We start from the raw sequence: 16,366 nt of genomic DNA, 5'->3' as shown, positions 1-16,366 counted from the left end.
TAGAAGGATTATAAAGTGCAGTCGATTGTATTAGTAATTCTCAGTGCCATCTTCTGGAGCGGAACAGTTCAAGCCAAACTCTTGAATCGCAATATTTTAGAGGTTGAACGACAGGTCTATACTCAAAGAGATTTTGAGATTTATGTGATCGCAAAAGAAGGCTTGTTCCTGCGTAAGGGTGTGGCACCTACCATTGTGAATGCTGAAACCTGGAGTTCTCAGCTTGAAACTTATAAAAACGAAATGCTGATTAATGGCCTATTTAATCAAGAAGCTCAAAGGCTAGTTAGCTTTTTGCCAAATGCTGATATGGTTAGAAAGTCAAGTGAGATTATATTTCAATCAATCAAACGATCGTCGCTTCTTAGTGACCGATATCGCGTGCTGAAAGTTACTGAGCCAGAAGTTAAATCCCAGATAGTTGTTTTGTTGAAAGTTCAAGCTTATTTAAAAAGTAAAGCGAACAAAGTCGCGCAAACTGATTGGCTGTATCGTGTGGATCGAGATGCTCTTTGGTTTAAGAGAATTCAAAAAGGGATGCCGTTTCGATTTTTTGAAGGTGCCAATCAGCATCAGAGGCTAAGCAGCTTATGAAAAATCTTCAGATCGTTGAATACGAGGATATGTTGCTTTGGTGTCTAGAGGAGCTTAGCCTAGATTGGGGCGATCACTTTTGGAAAAGTGATGAAATTCTCCGAAGTATTGCAGCGGGAGATAAAAGACTCTTTTTTGTCCTCGTAGACTCACAGGCTGCGGGCATGATTTTCTTCAGCATTGCTAGCTTGGAGAGCGAGTTACTGTTTCTATTTATCCGCGATAACTTTAGGCACCAGGGTCTAGCAAGAAGGCTTATGAAAGAGTACTTCGCCACACTTAAGACACTCAAGATAGATTCACTTTTTTTAGAGGTTCGAGAATCCAATACGGGTGCCCAGGCACTTTATCAATCACTAGAATATCGTTTAATCGGTCGAAGGCCACGATACTATCGTGATGGCGAATCGGCTCTTGTTATGAAGAAAGAATTATGACCCAGCATCTTGCAGATATTGAGACTATTGTATGGATTCAAACCAGTTTTCTTGGAGATATTGTTCTATCGACAGCCGCATTCAATGCCCTCAAAGCAGAAGCACCTCATATCCGACAGGTATTGATAACAACACCGATCGGTAAGGCGGCACTTAAAGATCATCCGTCTATCGATGAAGTTGTTGTTTTTGATAAAGGTGGGAAAAGTTTTTGGCAGGCAAGCCGCGCCGTTAAACAGAGTTGTTCGAGTCTAGACAAAAGCACCACAGTGATCTTGCAGGCTCACCGTAGCTTTCGATCGAGTTTGCTTAGCCTACGGCTTGGCTTTCAACGAATCACCTATGGGGAAACCAGTTTATCGTGGAACGCGCAAACCGTGTCTCGGGTTGCATCACTCCACGAGTCTGCAAGAATCGGGCTTCTCCTAGAGCCATTGGGAGTTTCTAGAGAGGCTATCTGTAAGGCTCGCATGTCTCTGCCCAAATCGATGAATGAGCACTTGAGTAAGAGGCTTCTGCCTCTGAACCGACCTTTGATTGGTGTGGCGCCAGGGAGTGTATGGGGTACAAAACGGTGGCCAGCTGAGAAGTATGGTGACCTAGTGAAGAAAGCCCTAGATGCAGGGCAGTCAGTTGTGCTCTTGGGGAGTGGTGGCGAGAGGGAACAGGCAGATATTGTCAGCAACATGGTTGGAGATCATGACCAGTTTTTAAACTTAGTGGGCAAGACAAACTTAGATGATTTACGGTATTTGATTCCAAGCCTTGATGTTCTAGTTTGCAACGATAGCTCACCGATTCATTACGGCTCAGCATTTGGAGTGCCTACCCTTGCAATTTTTGGGGCGACGGTTCCAGCGATGGGGTTCGGGCCACGGGCCATGGGCTCACGTGTCGTGGACATTCCTATCGGTGAGGTCCCCTGTCGACCCTGTAGCGACCACGGGCCTAAAGTTTGTCCTCTGGAACACTTTCAATGTATGCGTAAAATTGACACTGACGCCGTGTTTGTCACGCTGCAGCAAATGATCGATGAAAACAGCCCTCAATCGTTGCTTGCGGCTAATAGAAGAAATGAGTAAGTTGACCAGTTTAGTAGGGTATTCCTACGTTGCTCGCAATCATCACATAAGGAGCCAAGGCAATGGGAGAAGCAGAAGCTTTAGCAGCAATCAAACAAGATGTTGAAAATAACGATATTTTCCTATTCATGAAGGGGACTCCAGGGGAACCTATGTGCGGCTTTTCTGCACAGGTGGTTCAGGTTCTTAACTCCTACGGGGTAGCCTATCAGTCCCGTAACGTCTTAGAGGATTGGGATATTCGTGAAGGTGTGAAGCAGTTTACAAATTGGCCTACCATTCCGCAACTCTATGTTAAAGGAAAGTTCGTCGGTGGCTGCGACATCGTTATGGAAATGCACAGAAAAGATCAATTAGCTGATGTGCTAAAAGCCTAAGAAAGCTTTTTGACAGGCTACATAAATCCCGGATATTTTTTATCCAAAGATACTATGGGATTCGGAAAAGCAGCGAATGCAGGCTTGGCCTAAGTTGGCAGGCGATGAAGTTTCGGATTCCGGTTACCATAAGGAATTCCAAGATGGCGATCAATCATAGCGACTTTACCAAAGTTGTCCACGCGGGGGTAGAACCAGAGCCGCGAACCGGGGCTATCATGACCCCAATCTTTCAGACTTCAACTTACGTTCAGCAAGCTCCTGGGGAGCATACTGGGTGGGATTACTCCCGTGCAGGAAACCCAACCCGGGATGCTTTGGAGGCTTCGTTTGCTGCTCTTGAAGGTGCTAAACACGGCTTGGCGTTTTCCTCTGGTCTGGCAGCTGAACAGGCAATCATCCAGATTCTCGATCCAGGTGACGAAGTGATCGTTTGCGATGATGTCTATGGTGGTACAGGGCGATTGTTTCGTACCTTATATGCGAAGTACAATTTGAAGTTTCATTTCGTCGACATGACAGACATAGACGCGGTTAAGAAAGTCTCTAACAGCAAGACGAAGATGCTTTGGGTTGAAACGCCAACGAACCCGCTTCTGAAAGTGATCGATATTCGCAAAATGAGTCACTTGGCTAAAGAGCTGGGCGCTCTTCTCGTGGTTGACAACACCTTCTCGTCTCCGATCTTCCAGTCGCCATTAGAGTTTGGCGCCGATATCGTAATGCATAGCACAACCAAATATATCGGTGGCCATTCCGATATCATTGGTGGTGCAGTGATGACTTCGGATGATGAACTCCACGAAAAAATCAAATATGTCCAGTTTGCAGCGGGAGCTGTTCCTGGGCCGTTTGAAGCCTTTTTACTCCTGCGAAGCATCAAGACTCTAGCAGTAAGAATGGAGCAGCATCAGAAGAATGCTATGGCGATTGCTAAGTTCCTTGAGGGTCACAGCAAGGTTGAGTCTGTTTTTTATCCAGGCCTTGAGTCTCACTCTCATCATGAGATTGCTCGTGAGCAGATGAAGGGTTTCTCTGGAATGGTAAGTTTTAATCTCAAAGGAACTTATGACGATGTCGTTAGCTTTCTGCAGAGGTTGAACGTTTTTGAGCTAGCAGAAAGTTTGGGAGGGGTGGAATCGCTGGTCAATCACCCCGAGAAGATGACCCACGCTTCTGTGCCTGAGCCTCTCCGTAAAGAGCTTGGAATTGGCCCCAACCTTCTACGTTTATCAGTTGGTATTGAATCTGCTGATGACTTGATCGCCGACCTTGATCAAGCATTAAATGGCTGATTGCTATGGGGCGACATCTGTCGTCCCAGCGATCTTCTGCTTCCTTTGCAAAAAATATGTCTAGCTCTTAGGCGGATTTTGCAGCCGGTCTTGAACCTGTTGAACAGCTTCGTCTGAAACGCCTAGGCTTTTCGCGAATTCAACAACCGCAGCTGGGTTTGCCATGACTGTGGCCATCAGTTGCTGCATCACCTGTGGTGGAATGTTGAGCTCTTGAACCAAAGCCATCGCTGCCATGGGGTTTGAATTTAGAGCTTCGGCAAGTTCTTTTAGCTTTTCTTCTGGTATATTAAGTTGCTTTATGATTTCTGCGATCTGTGACATGACCTGACCTTTCAGTACGACTTAACGGGAACTTTAATGTTGATAGTATGGGCCGTTTCAAAGGACAAAGTCAAAGGAATCACATCTCCCTGACGCAATGGCTTTGAAACCCCTAAAATCATGATATGAAGGCCTTTGGGACTCAGGGTAAGAGTCTTACCAGGACCTAGCGTTGCGGATGAAATCGGTTCCATCGACATCATACCATCTTCCATTTTTGTTTCATGGATTTCAGCTTTGCCAATAGGGCTGGAAACAGACTTTAGTGCGACCGCAGTCTTGCCTTGATTGGCTATTTGCAAATAGATTGCTGTGACGCTGCTCCCTGGAGGCATTTCGCGAGCCCAAGACTTGGACACTTTAATGGAGCCCAAGGCGGAGCTTGATATAACGAGAGATACAAAGAATGCGGCAAGACAATGGAACATCTCAACAAACCTTTATATGGAATCTTTAGATGCGATACGGGTGAGGTCTACAGCAATTTTTCCTCGACTTAAAGGAGGATTGTACATGGCTGTCCAATTACCTTGAGGGTCGACCAAGAAGAACTGCGGGCTGTGAGCCATATTGTAATTTTCGCCGCCACCCTGCTTTTGAAAGTGGACGCTGAACATTCCAGCAAAACTCTTGATCTGCTCTTGGCTACCAGTGAGTCCAATGATGGCTGGATGAAAGTATTCCAAATAGCTCTTGAGGCGTTCTTTGCTATCCCGTTCGGGATCGACCGTGACGAAGATAAATTGCAATCGTGACATGCTGTCTTCAAGGAGCTTCAGTTCGTCACGGTAGCTCGCCATGGCTGAGGGGCAAACATCAGGACAGTTTGTGAAGCCGAATGTTACCAGGCTCCATCTGCCAAGTAGATTGTTCTTATTGAACGAGGCCCCATTCTGATCTGTGAGGTCAAAGTCTTTAAGGGGACGGCTCTCGCTTAATTTCCGGCCATTTTCGATACTGGCTGAATCGAGTTGTTTGATAAGAAAGTAACTGGTGCCAGAAACTCCACCTAAAAACATTCCAAATAACAGTAAGCCTAATTTCTTAGACATATGAAGAATTTCCTCCCGAGATAGCGATCTCAACATGATACCAGGAGAAGTTGGTATACCACTAAGCGCTAGGGACTTCGATAAAAACTTGAGACTTTCTTAGCCTTGGGGCTACAGTGCTAGGTAACCTGAAAAAGAACTGATTTTTCGATAGTTAAGTGAAAGGGTCAATCATGAAGCAGATGTTTAAAGTTGCAGTCAGCGGCTTGATTTTAGGAACATTGAGCACAAGCTGTGTCACCCGTGGTGAGAATTTCTCTAGTGACTACGCTTGGATCAAGGAGAATAAGACCAAAAAAGCAGATGTGCAAAAGGTTTTAGGTCAGCCTTTCGCAGTGGGCTATTCTTCTGGCCGGCCAACTTGGACTTATGGCTACTATAAATTTCGTCTTTTTGGTGAGTCTCAAACAAAGGAGCTAAAGCTGTATTGGGAAGACGACACAGTTGATTCGTTCTCCTTCAACTCAAGCTTTAAAGAAGACCGAATGAAGACGTTGCGTGCGCCTAAGCCGTAGACTGTTGCTTTTTGGATAGGATGGTGCGGATCTGCTGGACAACCTTGAACGCTTCGTCAATGAGTAAAAGTAAGTCCCGGGCCTTGACAGGCTTTTGAAGAAAATCGAAAGCCCCTAGTTCAAAGGCCAACGCCTGTTTCTCATCATCCCCCTTACCCGTCAAAAATATGACGGGTGCGTTGATCGAGCGATTGCGGATGAGTTGAAACATCTCAATCCCATCCATCACGGGCATGAGAAGATCAAGAATGATCACATCGATGGGGTGATTCTTGAGCACATCTAAGCCTTCTTTCGCTCCCAATGCAGTTTGCACACTGAAGTTGGTATGGGTCTCAATGATTTCTTGAAGCACCTCGACGATATCAGGGTTATCGTCCACTAAGAGTATCGTCCCGAGCTTTTCTTGGCTATCTTGCTTGTTTATACTCATAAATCTTCGCCTGTTTCGTCTGTTACCAAGCTATCGGTGGATTCCTTAAGTGTCCTAAGAAAGAATCTCTAAGTATCTGACAGGACCCCAGTCTGACCTCACCAAGATTATCAGCTATAATAAAATCAAGCAGATTTTTACAGGGGAGTATGAAGTGAAGCCACCCATGGTACGTACCGCTCTAGTAATATTACCCATGGCGTTGATAGTGAGCTTACATTGGTCTTGCGACCACTTTCGCACCCGGGCTCGCGCCTACAACCTTGATACGGTAAGCCCTTACGGCAACTATTCTCGGGATGAGCTGGAGCTGCGGGATATCAGCGATTTCTACAAAAGGGTCTTTGGTGGTTCCGAAGACGATTACTGGACCGAGTGGAGCAAGCTCGACGAGTTTAAATCAGGTTCGGTGACCTTAGATCGTATCCCTTACCTTGATTCATGGTATCCAGAAAGGCAAAAGGGAACCAACATCGAGGGGGCTTTGACAAAGTATGACAAAGTTTTTAATGGCAGTGAATTGCTAGCAACAGATTGGGAAGCCAAGTACAACAGTCGCGAGGAACCGAGCTGGTATGGGCACTGTAATGGAACATCTGTGGCGGCCGCTCGCTTTCAAAACCCCTTAGTGCCTGTAGGGCGACCCGTGGGCTGTGAGCAAACCAATACCTGCATCGACTTTTTCGAGCCGCGAGACATTCGTGCGCTGCTATCTGAGATCAATATGAATGCCAAGGCTAAATTTATCTCCGGAAATCGATGTCGCAAGCCGCAAAGTGAGTTGGATGCACTCCCAGCAATTCGCACTGACCCCACCACCATGGATGACTGTGATGATGTAAATCCCGCGAGTTTTCATGTTGGTTTGGTCAACTTTCTAGGGCGTAAAAAGCAACCGGTAATCTTCGATATGAATCGGGATATTCAGGTGTGGAACTATCCTATCTATGAATACAGTTATACCTCTGAAGAATTAGCAACAGAAGAGCTGGCTCTGGAAAGACTGGGACTTAACTTGGATCAATGGGTCTTTAATCCTGATGCGAAGTCATGGCAATTTATTGAAATGACTATATCCTATCGAAAGGCTCGCAGTGATTTTCAAGGAGCAGGCACAAAGCCTGATCCCAGTAAACTCGTCTATACCTACATCCTAGAACTTGATGGGGAAGGGCGCGTGGTTGGTGGTGAGTGGGTCGGAGAGAGCCGTCGGAGTCACCCCGACTTCCTTTGGATGGCGTTTGAGCCAGCGCCGCCTACAGGTAGCTCTTCGAGAGGAAACCCGCATGTGGATGTTGATGAAGTGATCAGCATCTGGGCTGAATCCGTAGGTCTTGATCCGAACAACCCCTTCCGCGACAAGCCAGGTAATACCTATGATATTCGCTTCTATCCTAAACCAGATATTGAGTGGGGCTTCGTTGAGGGTTACTATCAGGTGCTGCTTGACGGCGGTAGTTCGGGGACCATCTTCCGAGGCAAAAAGTCTCATCTGCGAATCATCGTTGAAGAGCCCTTGAAGAAAGGGAGCGAAGTTGAAGTGTTTCTAAATGGTGACTCCTTAGTGAGGAAAGCTCCAGCTGACGGCCGTTTGGACTTAGTCTTTGACTCACCGAGAGGTGTCAACTATCTTCGATTCGAGTGGTTTACAGATCCCGATAACCTGGCGTTAAAGGCGTCTGAGGTCAATTGGGAGTTTCGCTACTACGCGATGTGAAAGGCGGTATGCAAGTTCTTTGGATCTCAGGTGGAGCTATTATAGGCGCGCTGACTCGATACGGAGCCCAGCTCTTGATCGCCCAATGGACTCCACTTCCCGCAGGCACCTTGCTTGTCAACCTTCTGGGGTGCTTTGGAATTGGCTATGTATATGGCATTGCCCAGTCATGGCCTTTGGATGTTCGACTCGGTCTTGTTACTGGTTTACTCGGCGCTTTGACGACAATGTCGTCGTTCGTTATGGACCTTTTTCAAATGGCTGAACAAAGGCGATGGTGGCTACTGACTGCGTGGATCTTAGTAACGGTTGTCGGTGGGTTTATCTGCTGTGCTCTGGGGGTATTTCTCGGGCAGAGGCAGGTGGCTTAATGGTATAGTTCTAGGTCGGCCTACGAAGCCCAAGAGCCTTTCGAAGCCCTTGGATTTCGTAAGCAGTTATGCTTCAAGTTCAAATTAGAATTTGATCTCGTTTAGTACAGACTCATTGACTTTGACATTGGCTTTCTTGCGAAGCTCTTCAATCAAATCCTTGCGACCGTTGCGTTTGATCGTTTGCTCAACCTGATCTTTCTTGTCTTCAAACTTCACGTCGTCACCACCACGAACGTCCGTAACTTTGATGATGTGCCAGCCGAACTGAGTTTTAACGAGCTCGGGGTGAACCTTGTCTTTTGCGGTTGAGAAAGCAGCTTTTTCGAATGCAGGTACCATGCGGCCTGGTCCGAAGTAGTTAAGGTCACCACCACGAGATTTGCTTGGGCCTGTGGAATGCTTTTTCGCTAGCTCAGCGAAGTCGGCACCACCCTTAGCTTCCTTGAGAACTTTTTCGGCAAGTTCCTTGTCTGCTTCCTTGAGAAGGATGTGCGAAGCACGAACTTCTTTGTTGCTGAACTGCTTCTTATTATTCTTGAAGTATTCTTTTAACTTTTCTGGCTTAGTGTTAGCTTCGATGTACTGCTCAACATAGAGTCTTGATAGAATTTCTTTGCGGGCGGCTTCGACCATTTTCTTGTAGCGATCGGAATTTTGAAGCTTTTCTTTTTTCGCTTCTTCTGAAAGGAGCGTGTTGTCGATCATGTGATTCAAAAACTGGGTGCGCACCTGGTTATTGTTCTTAACCATGTCGCCTCGTTCACCTAGATCCTCGACAGCTTGCTTGTATTCCTTAACAGAAATCGCTTCCTTGCCAAATGTGGCAACATTTGCAGCGAGAGCTTGCGGAGTAGCTATAGCGGCGATTGAGGATGCGATTAGAAATGCTTTTTTCATTGTCATTACTCTTCCATGGAAAAAATTAACGTAATTCTGCGGAAAGCTGCTCTTTGAACCAATCAATGAGAGCGTTCACTTCTTTCTCAACTTCCTTGTCAGTCAATGTCTTCTTGTCGGACTGGAACTGGAGGCTAAAGGCCATGCTTTTCTTGCCTTCATCCAGATGCTCGCCCTGATAAACATCGAAAACACGGTACGAACTCAAATTTTTACGCCGATTAAAGCTCTGGAAAGCCTCGGCAAACTGATCATGAGATACCGACTTACCGACCACAAAAGCCAGGTCACGGGTGACCGGTGGAAATTTTATCGTCGATGATTGGTACGCACGCAGTTCTTGATAAGCCTTGTACAACGGCTCCAGATCTAACTCAAACACAATCGGTGGATTTTCAAAATCCAGCTCGCTTGCTTTAGCTGTTCTTGGATGAAGCTCTCCTAAGTAGCCCAGCAATTGATCTTGCCACATGACTAGGGCAGAGGCTGTGGGGTGGAGCCAAGGAATGTCTTGAGCAGTAATTGCTTTAAAGCTGACATCGCGGATGTCGAAGGTTGCGAGGAGGTCCAGAATGGCCTCTTTGCCGTGGAAAAAACTAGAGGCTACTTCGACCTGGTTCCAGGACTTCGCTTGGAACGGCTGATCGATGATACCAGCGACAATATTTCTTTCGATGGGTCGGTGATCTTGCCGAGCGCGACCTATCACATGACAGCCGTTGGTGTCGAGGTAGCTCCATAGAGGATACGCTGCATCCACTTTGTCGTCGATCTTGTAGAAGTTCCGCGCTGATTCAAAAAGCCGGGACCCCTTGATACCGTGGCGCCGGTTTTCTACTAAGGCTTTAACTAGGCTAAAACAATGGCTGGTGCGTAGAAAGCTCTGCTCCTCCACCAATGGATTTGCTAAGGCTACTGTTTGGTGAAACGGGTGCTTCTCTGGAACATTGAATCGTTTCAGATCATCAGTCGAAATGAACGGGAAGCTTATGATTTCGGAAAAGCCTTGCTCTGCCATTGCAAACTTGCACTGGTCTGTGAATTCAATCAGTGGGTTTTCGGGCAGGGTTCCGATCTCCATTTGAGGCAGAGTATAAGGGACCTTATCGTAGCCTTCTAGACGTACAACTTCTTCGATTAGGTCGGTTTCCCTCTCGATATCAAGACGCCATGTAGGAACCTCAAAAAGCATGCGATCATCAGTCTTATCGAGGAATGCAAAGCCTAAGCTTTGGAGGTGCTTGATGCAAGTTTCTTGAGAAATCGTGCGAAGTCCTGTGACTTGCCGCACCCGACTGAGCCTGAGGGCGATTTTGGATTTGATCCGGACTTGGTCGTAGATGTCGATTAGATTCCCTGAAACCACGGGAACATTAGCTTCGATACCTTGGTCGATCTGTTCTTTGGTGGCGTCTTGGATCAGCTGTGCCACCCGTCGGGCAACAAATGCTGCCTGGTCGATATCAACCCCTCTTTCAAAACGGTGTGATGCTTCCGTATGGAGGCCGTGACGCTTGGCGCTCTTCCTGATCAAGCTAGGGTGGAAGTTTGCAACTTCAATCACAATATTTTTAGTATCAGGTTTGACTTCACTGTTGGCACCGCCCATAACGCCTGCTAGACCCACGGCTTGGTTGGCGTCGCTGATAACCAAGTCATCGCTACTTAAGGTTCTGGTTTGGTCGTCTAGGGTGACAAGAGTCTCGCCTGCTTTTGCACGCCTCACGATGATTTCTTGCCCACCGATATCCCGCTCGTCATAGGCATGGACAGGCTGACCATTTTCTAACATGGCATAGTTTGTAGCGTCGACAATTAAGTTGATAGGACGCATGCCTGAGTTTAATAGTCTGGATTGCATCCACACGGGGGAAGGAATTACTGTAACATTTCTTACGTATAAAGCGCAGAAACGGCCACATTCTTCCTGGTTTTCTATTCGAACTGACACATGTTCAGATGTTTCGAGGGTGCCATCACCAAATGTTTTTGGGACGAATGGTTCTTTGAGTTCAAGCTCTAGCTTTGCAGCCAAGTCTCGGGCAAGGCCAACATACCCAAGGCAGTCACTGCGGTTTGGGGTGAGGCCAATCTCCAGAACCGTGTCTTTTAGATTGAATACATCAACTATAGAGCGACCAATTTTTAGTTTAGGGTCAAGCTCCATGATGCCGTCGCTATCATCAGAAAGGCCCAGTTCTGATCCTGAGCAGAGCATTCCAAAAGACTTTTCACCACGGATCTTTCCAGCTTTGATTTTAAAATCTTCAGGTAAGACAGCTCCGATTTTGGCGACTGCGACGGTAAGATCGGCGCGGGCGTTAGGGGCACCACAAACAATATTGAGTGGCTCAGATTCACCGACATCCACTTGGCAAACTTGAAGTTTATCAGCATTCGGATGCTGCTCAGCTTGCAGTATCTTGCCAACGACAACATCGCCTTGCAGGGGCGTTGCATCCTCGCTACCCTCGACTTCGAGGCCGAGGTTGGTGAGGGCTTTTGCGATGTCATCTACAGGGACATCGGCGATGTCTACATATTGATTTAACCAGTTGATTGAAACTTTCATATACGTTAGCTCTTTGCTTGTCTGGACTAAGAATTATGGTTGTATGGGAAACTGTCCGAGGAATTGCTGGTTACCCTCAAATAGCTGCCTGAGATCTTGAAGGCCGTAACGCAGCATGGCAATGCGGTCGATACCGAAGCCAAAAGCAAAGCCTGTATAGCGCTCACTATCGACCCCCACAGCTTCGAATACATTAGGGTGAATCATCCCTAGACCACCAATTTCAAGCCATCCGGTCTGACTACAGATGCGACAACCTTTGCCTCGACAGGATACGCACTGAAGATCGACTTCTCCCCCGGGCTCAACGAAAGGAAAGTAGCTTGGTCGCAAGCGAGTTTCGAGGTCGTCGCCGAAAATGGCCTTCAAAAAGGTGTCGATGACACCCTTCATGTCTCCCATTGAAATGTTTTGGTCAACCACCAAGCACTCGATCTGGTGGAACATGGGAGTGTGGGTTAAATCCGAATCGCAGCGATAGGTTCGCCCTGGTGACACCACTCTCAGGGGAGGCTGTTGATTCATGAGGGCATGGATTTGAATGTTCGACGTATGGGTTCTTAGGACCGTTTTGTCAAAGTCTTTGACGAAGAACGTATCCTGCATATCGCGAGCCGGATGATCATCTTTGAAATTCAAAGAGGAGAAATTGTAGAGATCCAAATCAACTTCCGGGCCGTCGTAAACTGTGAAACCCAGTTTTCGAAATTCCTTTAGCAGCACCCGTCTCATGAGAGTCACTGGGTGCAACGATCCCTTGGCTCCGCTGCTTTGAACTGGCAGCGATATATCGATCGGCGCTTGATCCAATTTTTGTTGGATCAGAAACTCCTCTGCTTCAGCCTTCAATTCCTCGATAGCTGACTCAATTTTAGAGCGCGTCTTATTGATGATTTTACCTGCTTCAGGGCGGTCATCCTTGCTGATGTTACGCATCTGTTCCATGATGCTGGTGACCTGTCCCTTTCGGCCGAGAAAAGCAACCCGAAGCTCCTCCACGCCTTTGGCAGAGGGGTTGGCTGCTAACGCTGACTTTTGCTCAGCGAAAGCCGATTCCACTTGATTCGCTTGATCTTGTATTGTGTTCAGAGTTACGTCACTCATGTTTTATCCGTTATCCATTCTTTACGTCTTTAAGAGCCTGTGCTAGACGGCTCAATCCTTCTTTTAGCTCCTCATCACTCGTGGCGTAACTTAGGCGTAGAAAGCCAGGAACACCAAAGGCCTCTCCTGGTACCATGGCTACATGATGGGTATCAAGCAGGTATTCGCTGAATTTAAAAGAGTTATGATTCTCATACCCCGGTGCCTTGTCCAGGGCGTCTCTTACGTCGATGAAGATATAAAAGGCCCCCTCGGGAGGGACCATACTGACATCTTCCATAGAGTTGATCAACTCTTGGGCTAAATTTTTTCGTCCTTTTAGAAGGTCCATCTTGTCGGCCATCAGGTTTGCCCCCCGCTTCAGAGCTTCGACCGATGCTAGCTCGATAAACGGTGGTAAGCAGGTAGAGGACTGCGTCTGCAGGGTTTTGACTAGTTTTGCCACGGGCTCAGGGCCTGCCATATAGCCGACTCTCCAGCCTGTCATGGCAAAGCCTTTGGAAAGGCCGTTGACGATAATATAGCGATCGTGCAGCTCGGGAACCAATGCACCAATGGAGTGGTGTGGCTCCGCAAATGACATATACTCATAGATTTCGTCGGAAACGAGCCACCAGGGCTTATCTTTCAAGTATTCCCCGATGGCGAGAAGCTCGTCTTTCTTGATCACGTAGCCGGCTGGATTATTGGGCGATGTCAGGATCAGAGCCTTGGTTTTCGGACTCACATGGGCTGCGATCATTTCGGGGGTGAGTCGTGGTGCTTGATGATCTTCTGGCATAGGAATAATCACAGGTGTAGCTCCTGCTGCTAACACTTGTGCGGTGTAGCTGACCCAGTAAGGAGCTGGGATAAGAACTTCATCTCCTTCATTGAGAGTCGCCAAAAATAGATGGAACAGGATCTCTTTCGCACCCATGCCTACTACGATTTGCTCTGGCTTAAAGCTAAGCTTGTTGTCTCGCTTTAGCTTTTCAATGATCGCATCCTTAAGTTGCGGGCTGCCACCAGCGGGCCCGTACTTTGTTTTGCCTTCCTTCAGGGCTTGAACAGCCACGTCGATAATCTCAGGATGTGTCGTAAAATCTGGTTCTCCCACCGCAAAGTTAAATACCTTATGGCCGGCTCTGGCTAGCTCCTTTGCCTTGCCATTCAGTGCTACAGTGGGGGACGGTTTCAGTGCCGAGATTCTCTTTGACAATTCCATGAGCTACCTCTGTTTGTATCGTGGTCGTATGTTGTCCCTATTAAGCAGGTTTAGGTGGCTATTGACAAGGCTTAATTGGCCCTGTGAGAGGGTGTTGGCACGGCCTTTCAACGATTATGAGGGAAACAGATTTAAGGGTATTTAGGACGAGAAAAGAGGGGTGGGACGCACCATTAAAGACGTATTGATTTGCTAGGGGAACCCACCACTCATACAGGTGGGTGCCTTCCCAAACGCTTCAGGCTTCCCCCGTCGCTTGAGCGGGGGGCTTGCGCACCACGGCTGGATCCAGGCTCCCTAGTTACTATTCATCGGTTCACCTGCATCAATCAGAACGTCTGGTACATCCCGTTGGTAAACCTAACATACTTTTCTAGGATTGCCAGTGAAAGCTCGTTGCTCTGAGCGCCCCCGTTCCCTCAAAGCCGAGAGGAAGCGCAGTTTCTGATAATTTCTCTTTCCATTTGGGAGCCCCCTCTATAAGGTTGCATTCCCATGTGTTCGAATGACGTAAGGAGGTCTCATGCCGGAGCCAACGCTCTTCGTGGTCGCGACACCCATCGGCAATCTTGACGATCTGTCGTTGCGAGCCAAAAAAGTATTGGAGCATGTCGATATAGTTGCCGCAGAAGACACTCGCAGGGCAAAGCAGCTGATGAGTCATATTGGTATTGAAAAGAAGGAGCTTATCAGCTACTACGATCACGTGGAAGCCAGCAAGGCGCCCCAGTTCATTGCCCGGATCAAGGAGAACTCACTTCAGATGGCCTTGATCTCAGACGCTGGAACCCCTTGTGTGTCAGATCCTGGCTTCCGTCTGGTCGCAGAAGCGCACCAATGTGGTGTCCGGGTTGTTCCTATTCCTGGAGCGTCAGCGTTAACAAGTCTGGTTTCTGCCAGTGGTCTACCTAGTGATCGCTTTCAATTTGTCGGGTTTTTGCCCCATAAAGAATCCGCGCTACAAGGGGAAGTTGAGTCTTGGCAAGGGTACTCTGGGTCGGTTATTTTTTACGATTCAACCCGAAGGCTCAAGAAGTCCTTGGGATTTATTAAGAGATTTCATGGCAGCGCGCAGATCGCTATTGGGCGAGAAATCACTAAGCTCCATGAAGAAATTCATTGCCTAACCATTGATGACGCCTTGCTTTGGTGTGAGCGACACGAAAGCCTGAAGGGGGAGGTTGCCGTCATGGTCGCAAATCTTGGGGCGGCAGATGCAGGTGAGACCATGGATCTAAGTCGTCTCGAAGACCAGCTCAAAGCCGAACTGGATGCTGGTAAGCGCTTTAAAGAAATATTGAAGCAATATAAAGACTGTGGCTTACCTCGCCAGGATTTGTATCAATTGCTTATTACCATAAAGGAAAAAAAATCGTGAAACGGACTCCGCCTGAGCTACTACCTATCAATCCACAGGTTAAACGTCGAACACTCTTGGGTCTATGTATTGGCCTCCTGGGTGGTAGTGTGATGGTCTTCACCGTCGTATGGAGTGGCACGAAGGCTCACTTGGAGAAAAAGAAAGCTGAAGCCAGTTCTACTTTGACTCCGAGTCAAGGACAAGAAACCTCGACGCCTCTCCAAGAGCCGAAGAAAGAAGCTCCTTAAGCCGCTGGCTTTTCCTTCTTCTTGAATTCCCTTGGGTGAGATTCAAGCTCCTTTGCAGCTTGGGTTGCCGCAATTTTATAGGCCTCTGCTAAAGTTGGATAGTTGAAGATGACCTCGTCGACTATCTTGTCAATAGGGGTCTCGCTCATCATAAAGCATTGTCCAATATGCACTAGGTTGGCGGCGTCTGAGCCAACAATATGGGTTCCTATGATCTTGTGAGTCTCGCGGCACACTATGAGTTTTAGCATCCCGTAATGATCACCACGGATGTAGCCGCGGGCTAGCTCATCGTAGTGAGCTTTACCAACGACATAAGGCTTGCCTTCTGCTATCAGCTCTTCTTCGGTCTTGCCAACGGAAGACATTTCAGGAATTGTGTAGACCCCCATGGGAAAAACCTTTGGAAAGCGAAGCTTGGGGCCGCCGAAAGCATGGCACATAGCGATACGGCCTTGTTCCACTGAGGTGCAAGCTAAGGCTGGAGGGCCAATAATATCCCCGGCAGCATAGATGTTGGGAACAGCAGTTTGAAAAAAGTCGTTCACTGAGATCGCACCCCGGTCATTGGTTTCCACCCCAACCCTTTCCAAGCCTAGCTTCTGGCTGGTTGATACCCGTCCCGCAGAGAAAAAGAAAAGATCGCTTTCAATCACCTCTTTCTTAAAGTGGCTTTTCACCTTGGGGCCGCAGGTCTCAATGTGGTCGAGCTTGTAACCTAAACGAAACTCTACTCCCATATTTTCCATGGAGCGCTTTAACTCCTCTGCTATCTCTT

Annotated in this window: 19 protein-coding genes and 1 other RNA gene; 10 read left to right on the top strand and 10 right to left on the bottom strand. The window is 47.6% G+C overall.

The features are described from left to right. Positions 1-15: 15 nt before the first annotated feature. The 5 genes from B9N89_RS28480 (at position 16) to B9N89_RS28460 (ending at position 3,785) form a co-directional block, all read left to right on the top strand. A complete protein-coding gene (locus B9N89_RS28480; protein ID WP_132325540.1) occupies positions 16-594 on the top strand; it encodes a hypothetical protein in 579 nt (192 codons plus the stop codon). Then, on the top strand, positions 591-1,031 hold the full coding sequence (locus tag B9N89_RS28475) for a GNAT family N-acetyltransferase (protein WP_132325542.1): 441 nt from the start codon (positions 591-593) through the stop codon (positions 1,029-1,031). The genes B9N89_RS28480 and B9N89_RS28475 overlap by 4 nt, the downstream gene beginning before the upstream one ends. After that, positions 1,028-2,113: a glycosyltransferase family 9 protein gene (locus tag B9N89_RS28470; RefSeq protein ID WP_132325545.1), complete on the top strand. Its 1,086-nt coding sequence runs from the start codon at positions 1,028-1,030 to the stop codon at positions 2,111-2,113. The genes B9N89_RS28475 and B9N89_RS28470 overlap by 4 nt, the downstream gene beginning before the upstream one ends. A 62-nt stretch (positions 2,114-2,175) precedes the next feature. After that, positions 2,176-2,490, top strand: coding sequence for a Grx4 family monothiol glutaredoxin (grxD, locus tag B9N89_RS28465; RefSeq protein ID WP_132325547.1), 315 nt, complete (start codon positions 2,176-2,178; stop codon positions 2,488-2,490). Between the two features lie 143 nt (positions 2,491-2,633). Further along, positions 2,634-3,785, top strand: a complete 1,152-nt coding sequence (locus B9N89_RS28460) for a cystathionine gamma-synthase (RefSeq protein WP_132325582.1) — start codon at positions 2,634-2,636, stop codon at positions 3,783-3,785. A gap of 60 nt (positions 3,786-3,845) precedes the next feature. On the opposite strand, the gene B9N89_RS28455 is transcribed toward B9N89_RS28460, so the two are convergent. From B9N89_RS28455 to B9N89_RS28445, 3 genes are read right to left on the bottom strand one after another with little or no spacing between them, the layout of a single operon-like run. Further along, positions 3,846-4,109 (bottom strand): DUF2999 family protein, encoded by a 264-nt coding sequence (locus B9N89_RS28455; protein WP_132325549.1) that lies wholly within the window; start codon positions 4,107-4,109, stop codon positions 3,846-3,848. Between the two features lie 11 nt (positions 4,110-4,120). Beyond that, positions 4,121-4,537, bottom strand: coding sequence for a copper chaperone PCu(A)C (locus tag B9N89_RS28450; protein ID WP_132325551.1), 417 nt, complete (start codon positions 4,535-4,537; stop codon positions 4,121-4,123). A 12-nt stretch (positions 4,538-4,549) separates the two neighbouring features. Beyond that, complete coding sequence (locus tag B9N89_RS28445; protein ID WP_159455705.1) at positions 4,550-5,161, bottom strand: SCO family protein; 612 nt, start codon at positions 5,159-5,161, stop codon at positions 4,550-4,552. Between the two features lie 173 nt (positions 5,162-5,334). Here B9N89_RS28445 and bamE point away from each other — a divergent pair, with 173 nt between their 5' ends. After that, the gene (bamE, locus tag B9N89_RS28440; RefSeq protein WP_132325555.1) at positions 5,335-5,676 is read left to right on the top strand and encodes an outer membrane protein assembly factor BamE domain-containing protein; all 342 of its coding nucleotides are present in this window, start codon (positions 5,335-5,337) and stop codon (positions 5,674-5,676) included. On the opposite strand, the gene B9N89_RS28435 is transcribed toward bamE, so the two are convergent. Beyond that, a complete protein-coding gene (locus tag B9N89_RS28435) occupies positions 5,666-6,109 on the bottom strand; it encodes a response regulator (RefSeq protein WP_132325557.1) in 444 nt (147 codons plus the stop codon). The two genes, bamE and B9N89_RS28435, sit on opposite strands and share 11 nt — an antisense overlap. A 154-nt stretch (positions 6,110-6,263) precedes the next feature. On the opposite strand from B9N89_RS28435, the gene B9N89_RS28430 reads away from it, so the two are divergent. Then, a complete protein-coding gene (locus B9N89_RS28430; protein ID WP_132325559.1) occupies positions 6,264-7,826 on the top strand; it encodes a hypothetical protein in 1,563 nt (520 codons plus the stop codon). 8 nt (positions 7,827-7,834) lie between these two features. After that, positions 7,835-8,197 carry a fluoride efflux transporter FluC gene (locus B9N89_RS28425; protein WP_132325561.1) on the top strand — a complete coding sequence of 121 codons (363 nt, stop codon included), beginning with the start codon at positions 7,835-7,837 and terminating at the stop codon, positions 8,195-8,197. An 84-nt stretch (positions 8,198-8,281) separates the two neighbouring features. Here the strand turns inward: B9N89_RS28425 and B9N89_RS32015 are convergent, their stop codons facing one another. From B9N89_RS32015 to ssrS, 5 genes are all read right to left on the bottom strand, one after another. Then, the gene (locus tag B9N89_RS32015) at positions 8,282-9,103 is read right to left on the bottom strand and encodes a peptidylprolyl isomerase (RefSeq protein WP_132325563.1); all 822 of its coding nucleotides are present in this window, start codon (positions 9,101-9,103) and stop codon (positions 8,282-8,284) included. 19 nt (positions 9,104-9,122) lie between these two features. Then, entirely contained in the window at positions 9,123-11,669 is a 2,547-nt protein-coding gene (pheT, locus tag B9N89_RS28415) for a phenylalanine--tRNA ligase subunit beta (protein WP_132325565.1), read from the bottom strand. A gap of 33 nt (positions 11,670-11,702) precedes the next feature. After that, complete coding sequence (gene pheS, locus B9N89_RS28410; RefSeq protein ID WP_132325567.1) at positions 11,703-12,773, bottom strand: phenylalanine--tRNA ligase subunit alpha; 1,071 nt, start codon at positions 12,771-12,773, stop codon at positions 11,703-11,705. Positions 12,774-12,783: 10 nt separating this feature from the next. Continuing rightward, the gene (locus tag B9N89_RS28405; RefSeq protein WP_132325569.1) at positions 12,784-13,980 is read right to left on the bottom strand and encodes a pyridoxal phosphate-dependent aminotransferase; all 1,197 of its coding nucleotides are present in this window, start codon (positions 13,978-13,980) and stop codon (positions 12,784-12,786) included. A 198-nt stretch (positions 13,981-14,178) separates the two neighbouring features. Further along, a non-coding RNA gene (gene ssrS / locus B9N89_RS28400) (6S RNA) lies at positions 14,179-14,298 on the bottom strand. 205 nt (positions 14,299-14,503) lie between these two features. Between ssrS and rsmI the strand changes: the two genes are divergently transcribed. Both rsmI and B9N89_RS28390 read left to right on the top strand, forming a co-directional pair. Then, the gene (rsmI, locus tag B9N89_RS28395; protein WP_132325571.1) at positions 14,504-15,358 is read left to right on the top strand and encodes a 16S rRNA (cytidine(1402)-2'-O)-methyltransferase; all 855 of its coding nucleotides are present in this window, start codon (positions 14,504-14,506) and stop codon (positions 15,356-15,358) included. After that, positions 15,355-15,588 carry a hypothetical protein gene (locus tag B9N89_RS28390; RefSeq protein ID WP_132325573.1) on the top strand — a complete coding sequence of 78 codons (234 nt, stop codon included), beginning with the start codon at positions 15,355-15,357 and terminating at the stop codon, positions 15,586-15,588. Before rsmI ends, B9N89_RS28390 begins: the two co-directional genes overlap by 4 nt. Here B9N89_RS28390 and B9N89_RS28385 read toward each other — a convergent pair. Then, positions 15,585-16,366: FAD-dependent oxidoreductase (locus B9N89_RS28385; RefSeq protein WP_159455704.1), on the bottom strand; the 782-nt coding region annotated here is incomplete at its 5' end. The genes B9N89_RS28390 and B9N89_RS28385 overlap by 4 nt on opposite strands.

The sequence above is a fragment of the Pseudobacteriovorax antillogorgiicola genome (assembly GCF_900177345.1).
GTDB lineage: Bacteria > Bdellovibrionota_B > Oligoflexia > Oligoflexales > Oligoflexaceae > Pseudobacteriovorax > Pseudobacteriovorax antillogorgiicola.
Note: the sequence above shows the minus strand (reverse complement) of the source record. Positions and strands in the feature narration are given on the sequence as shown.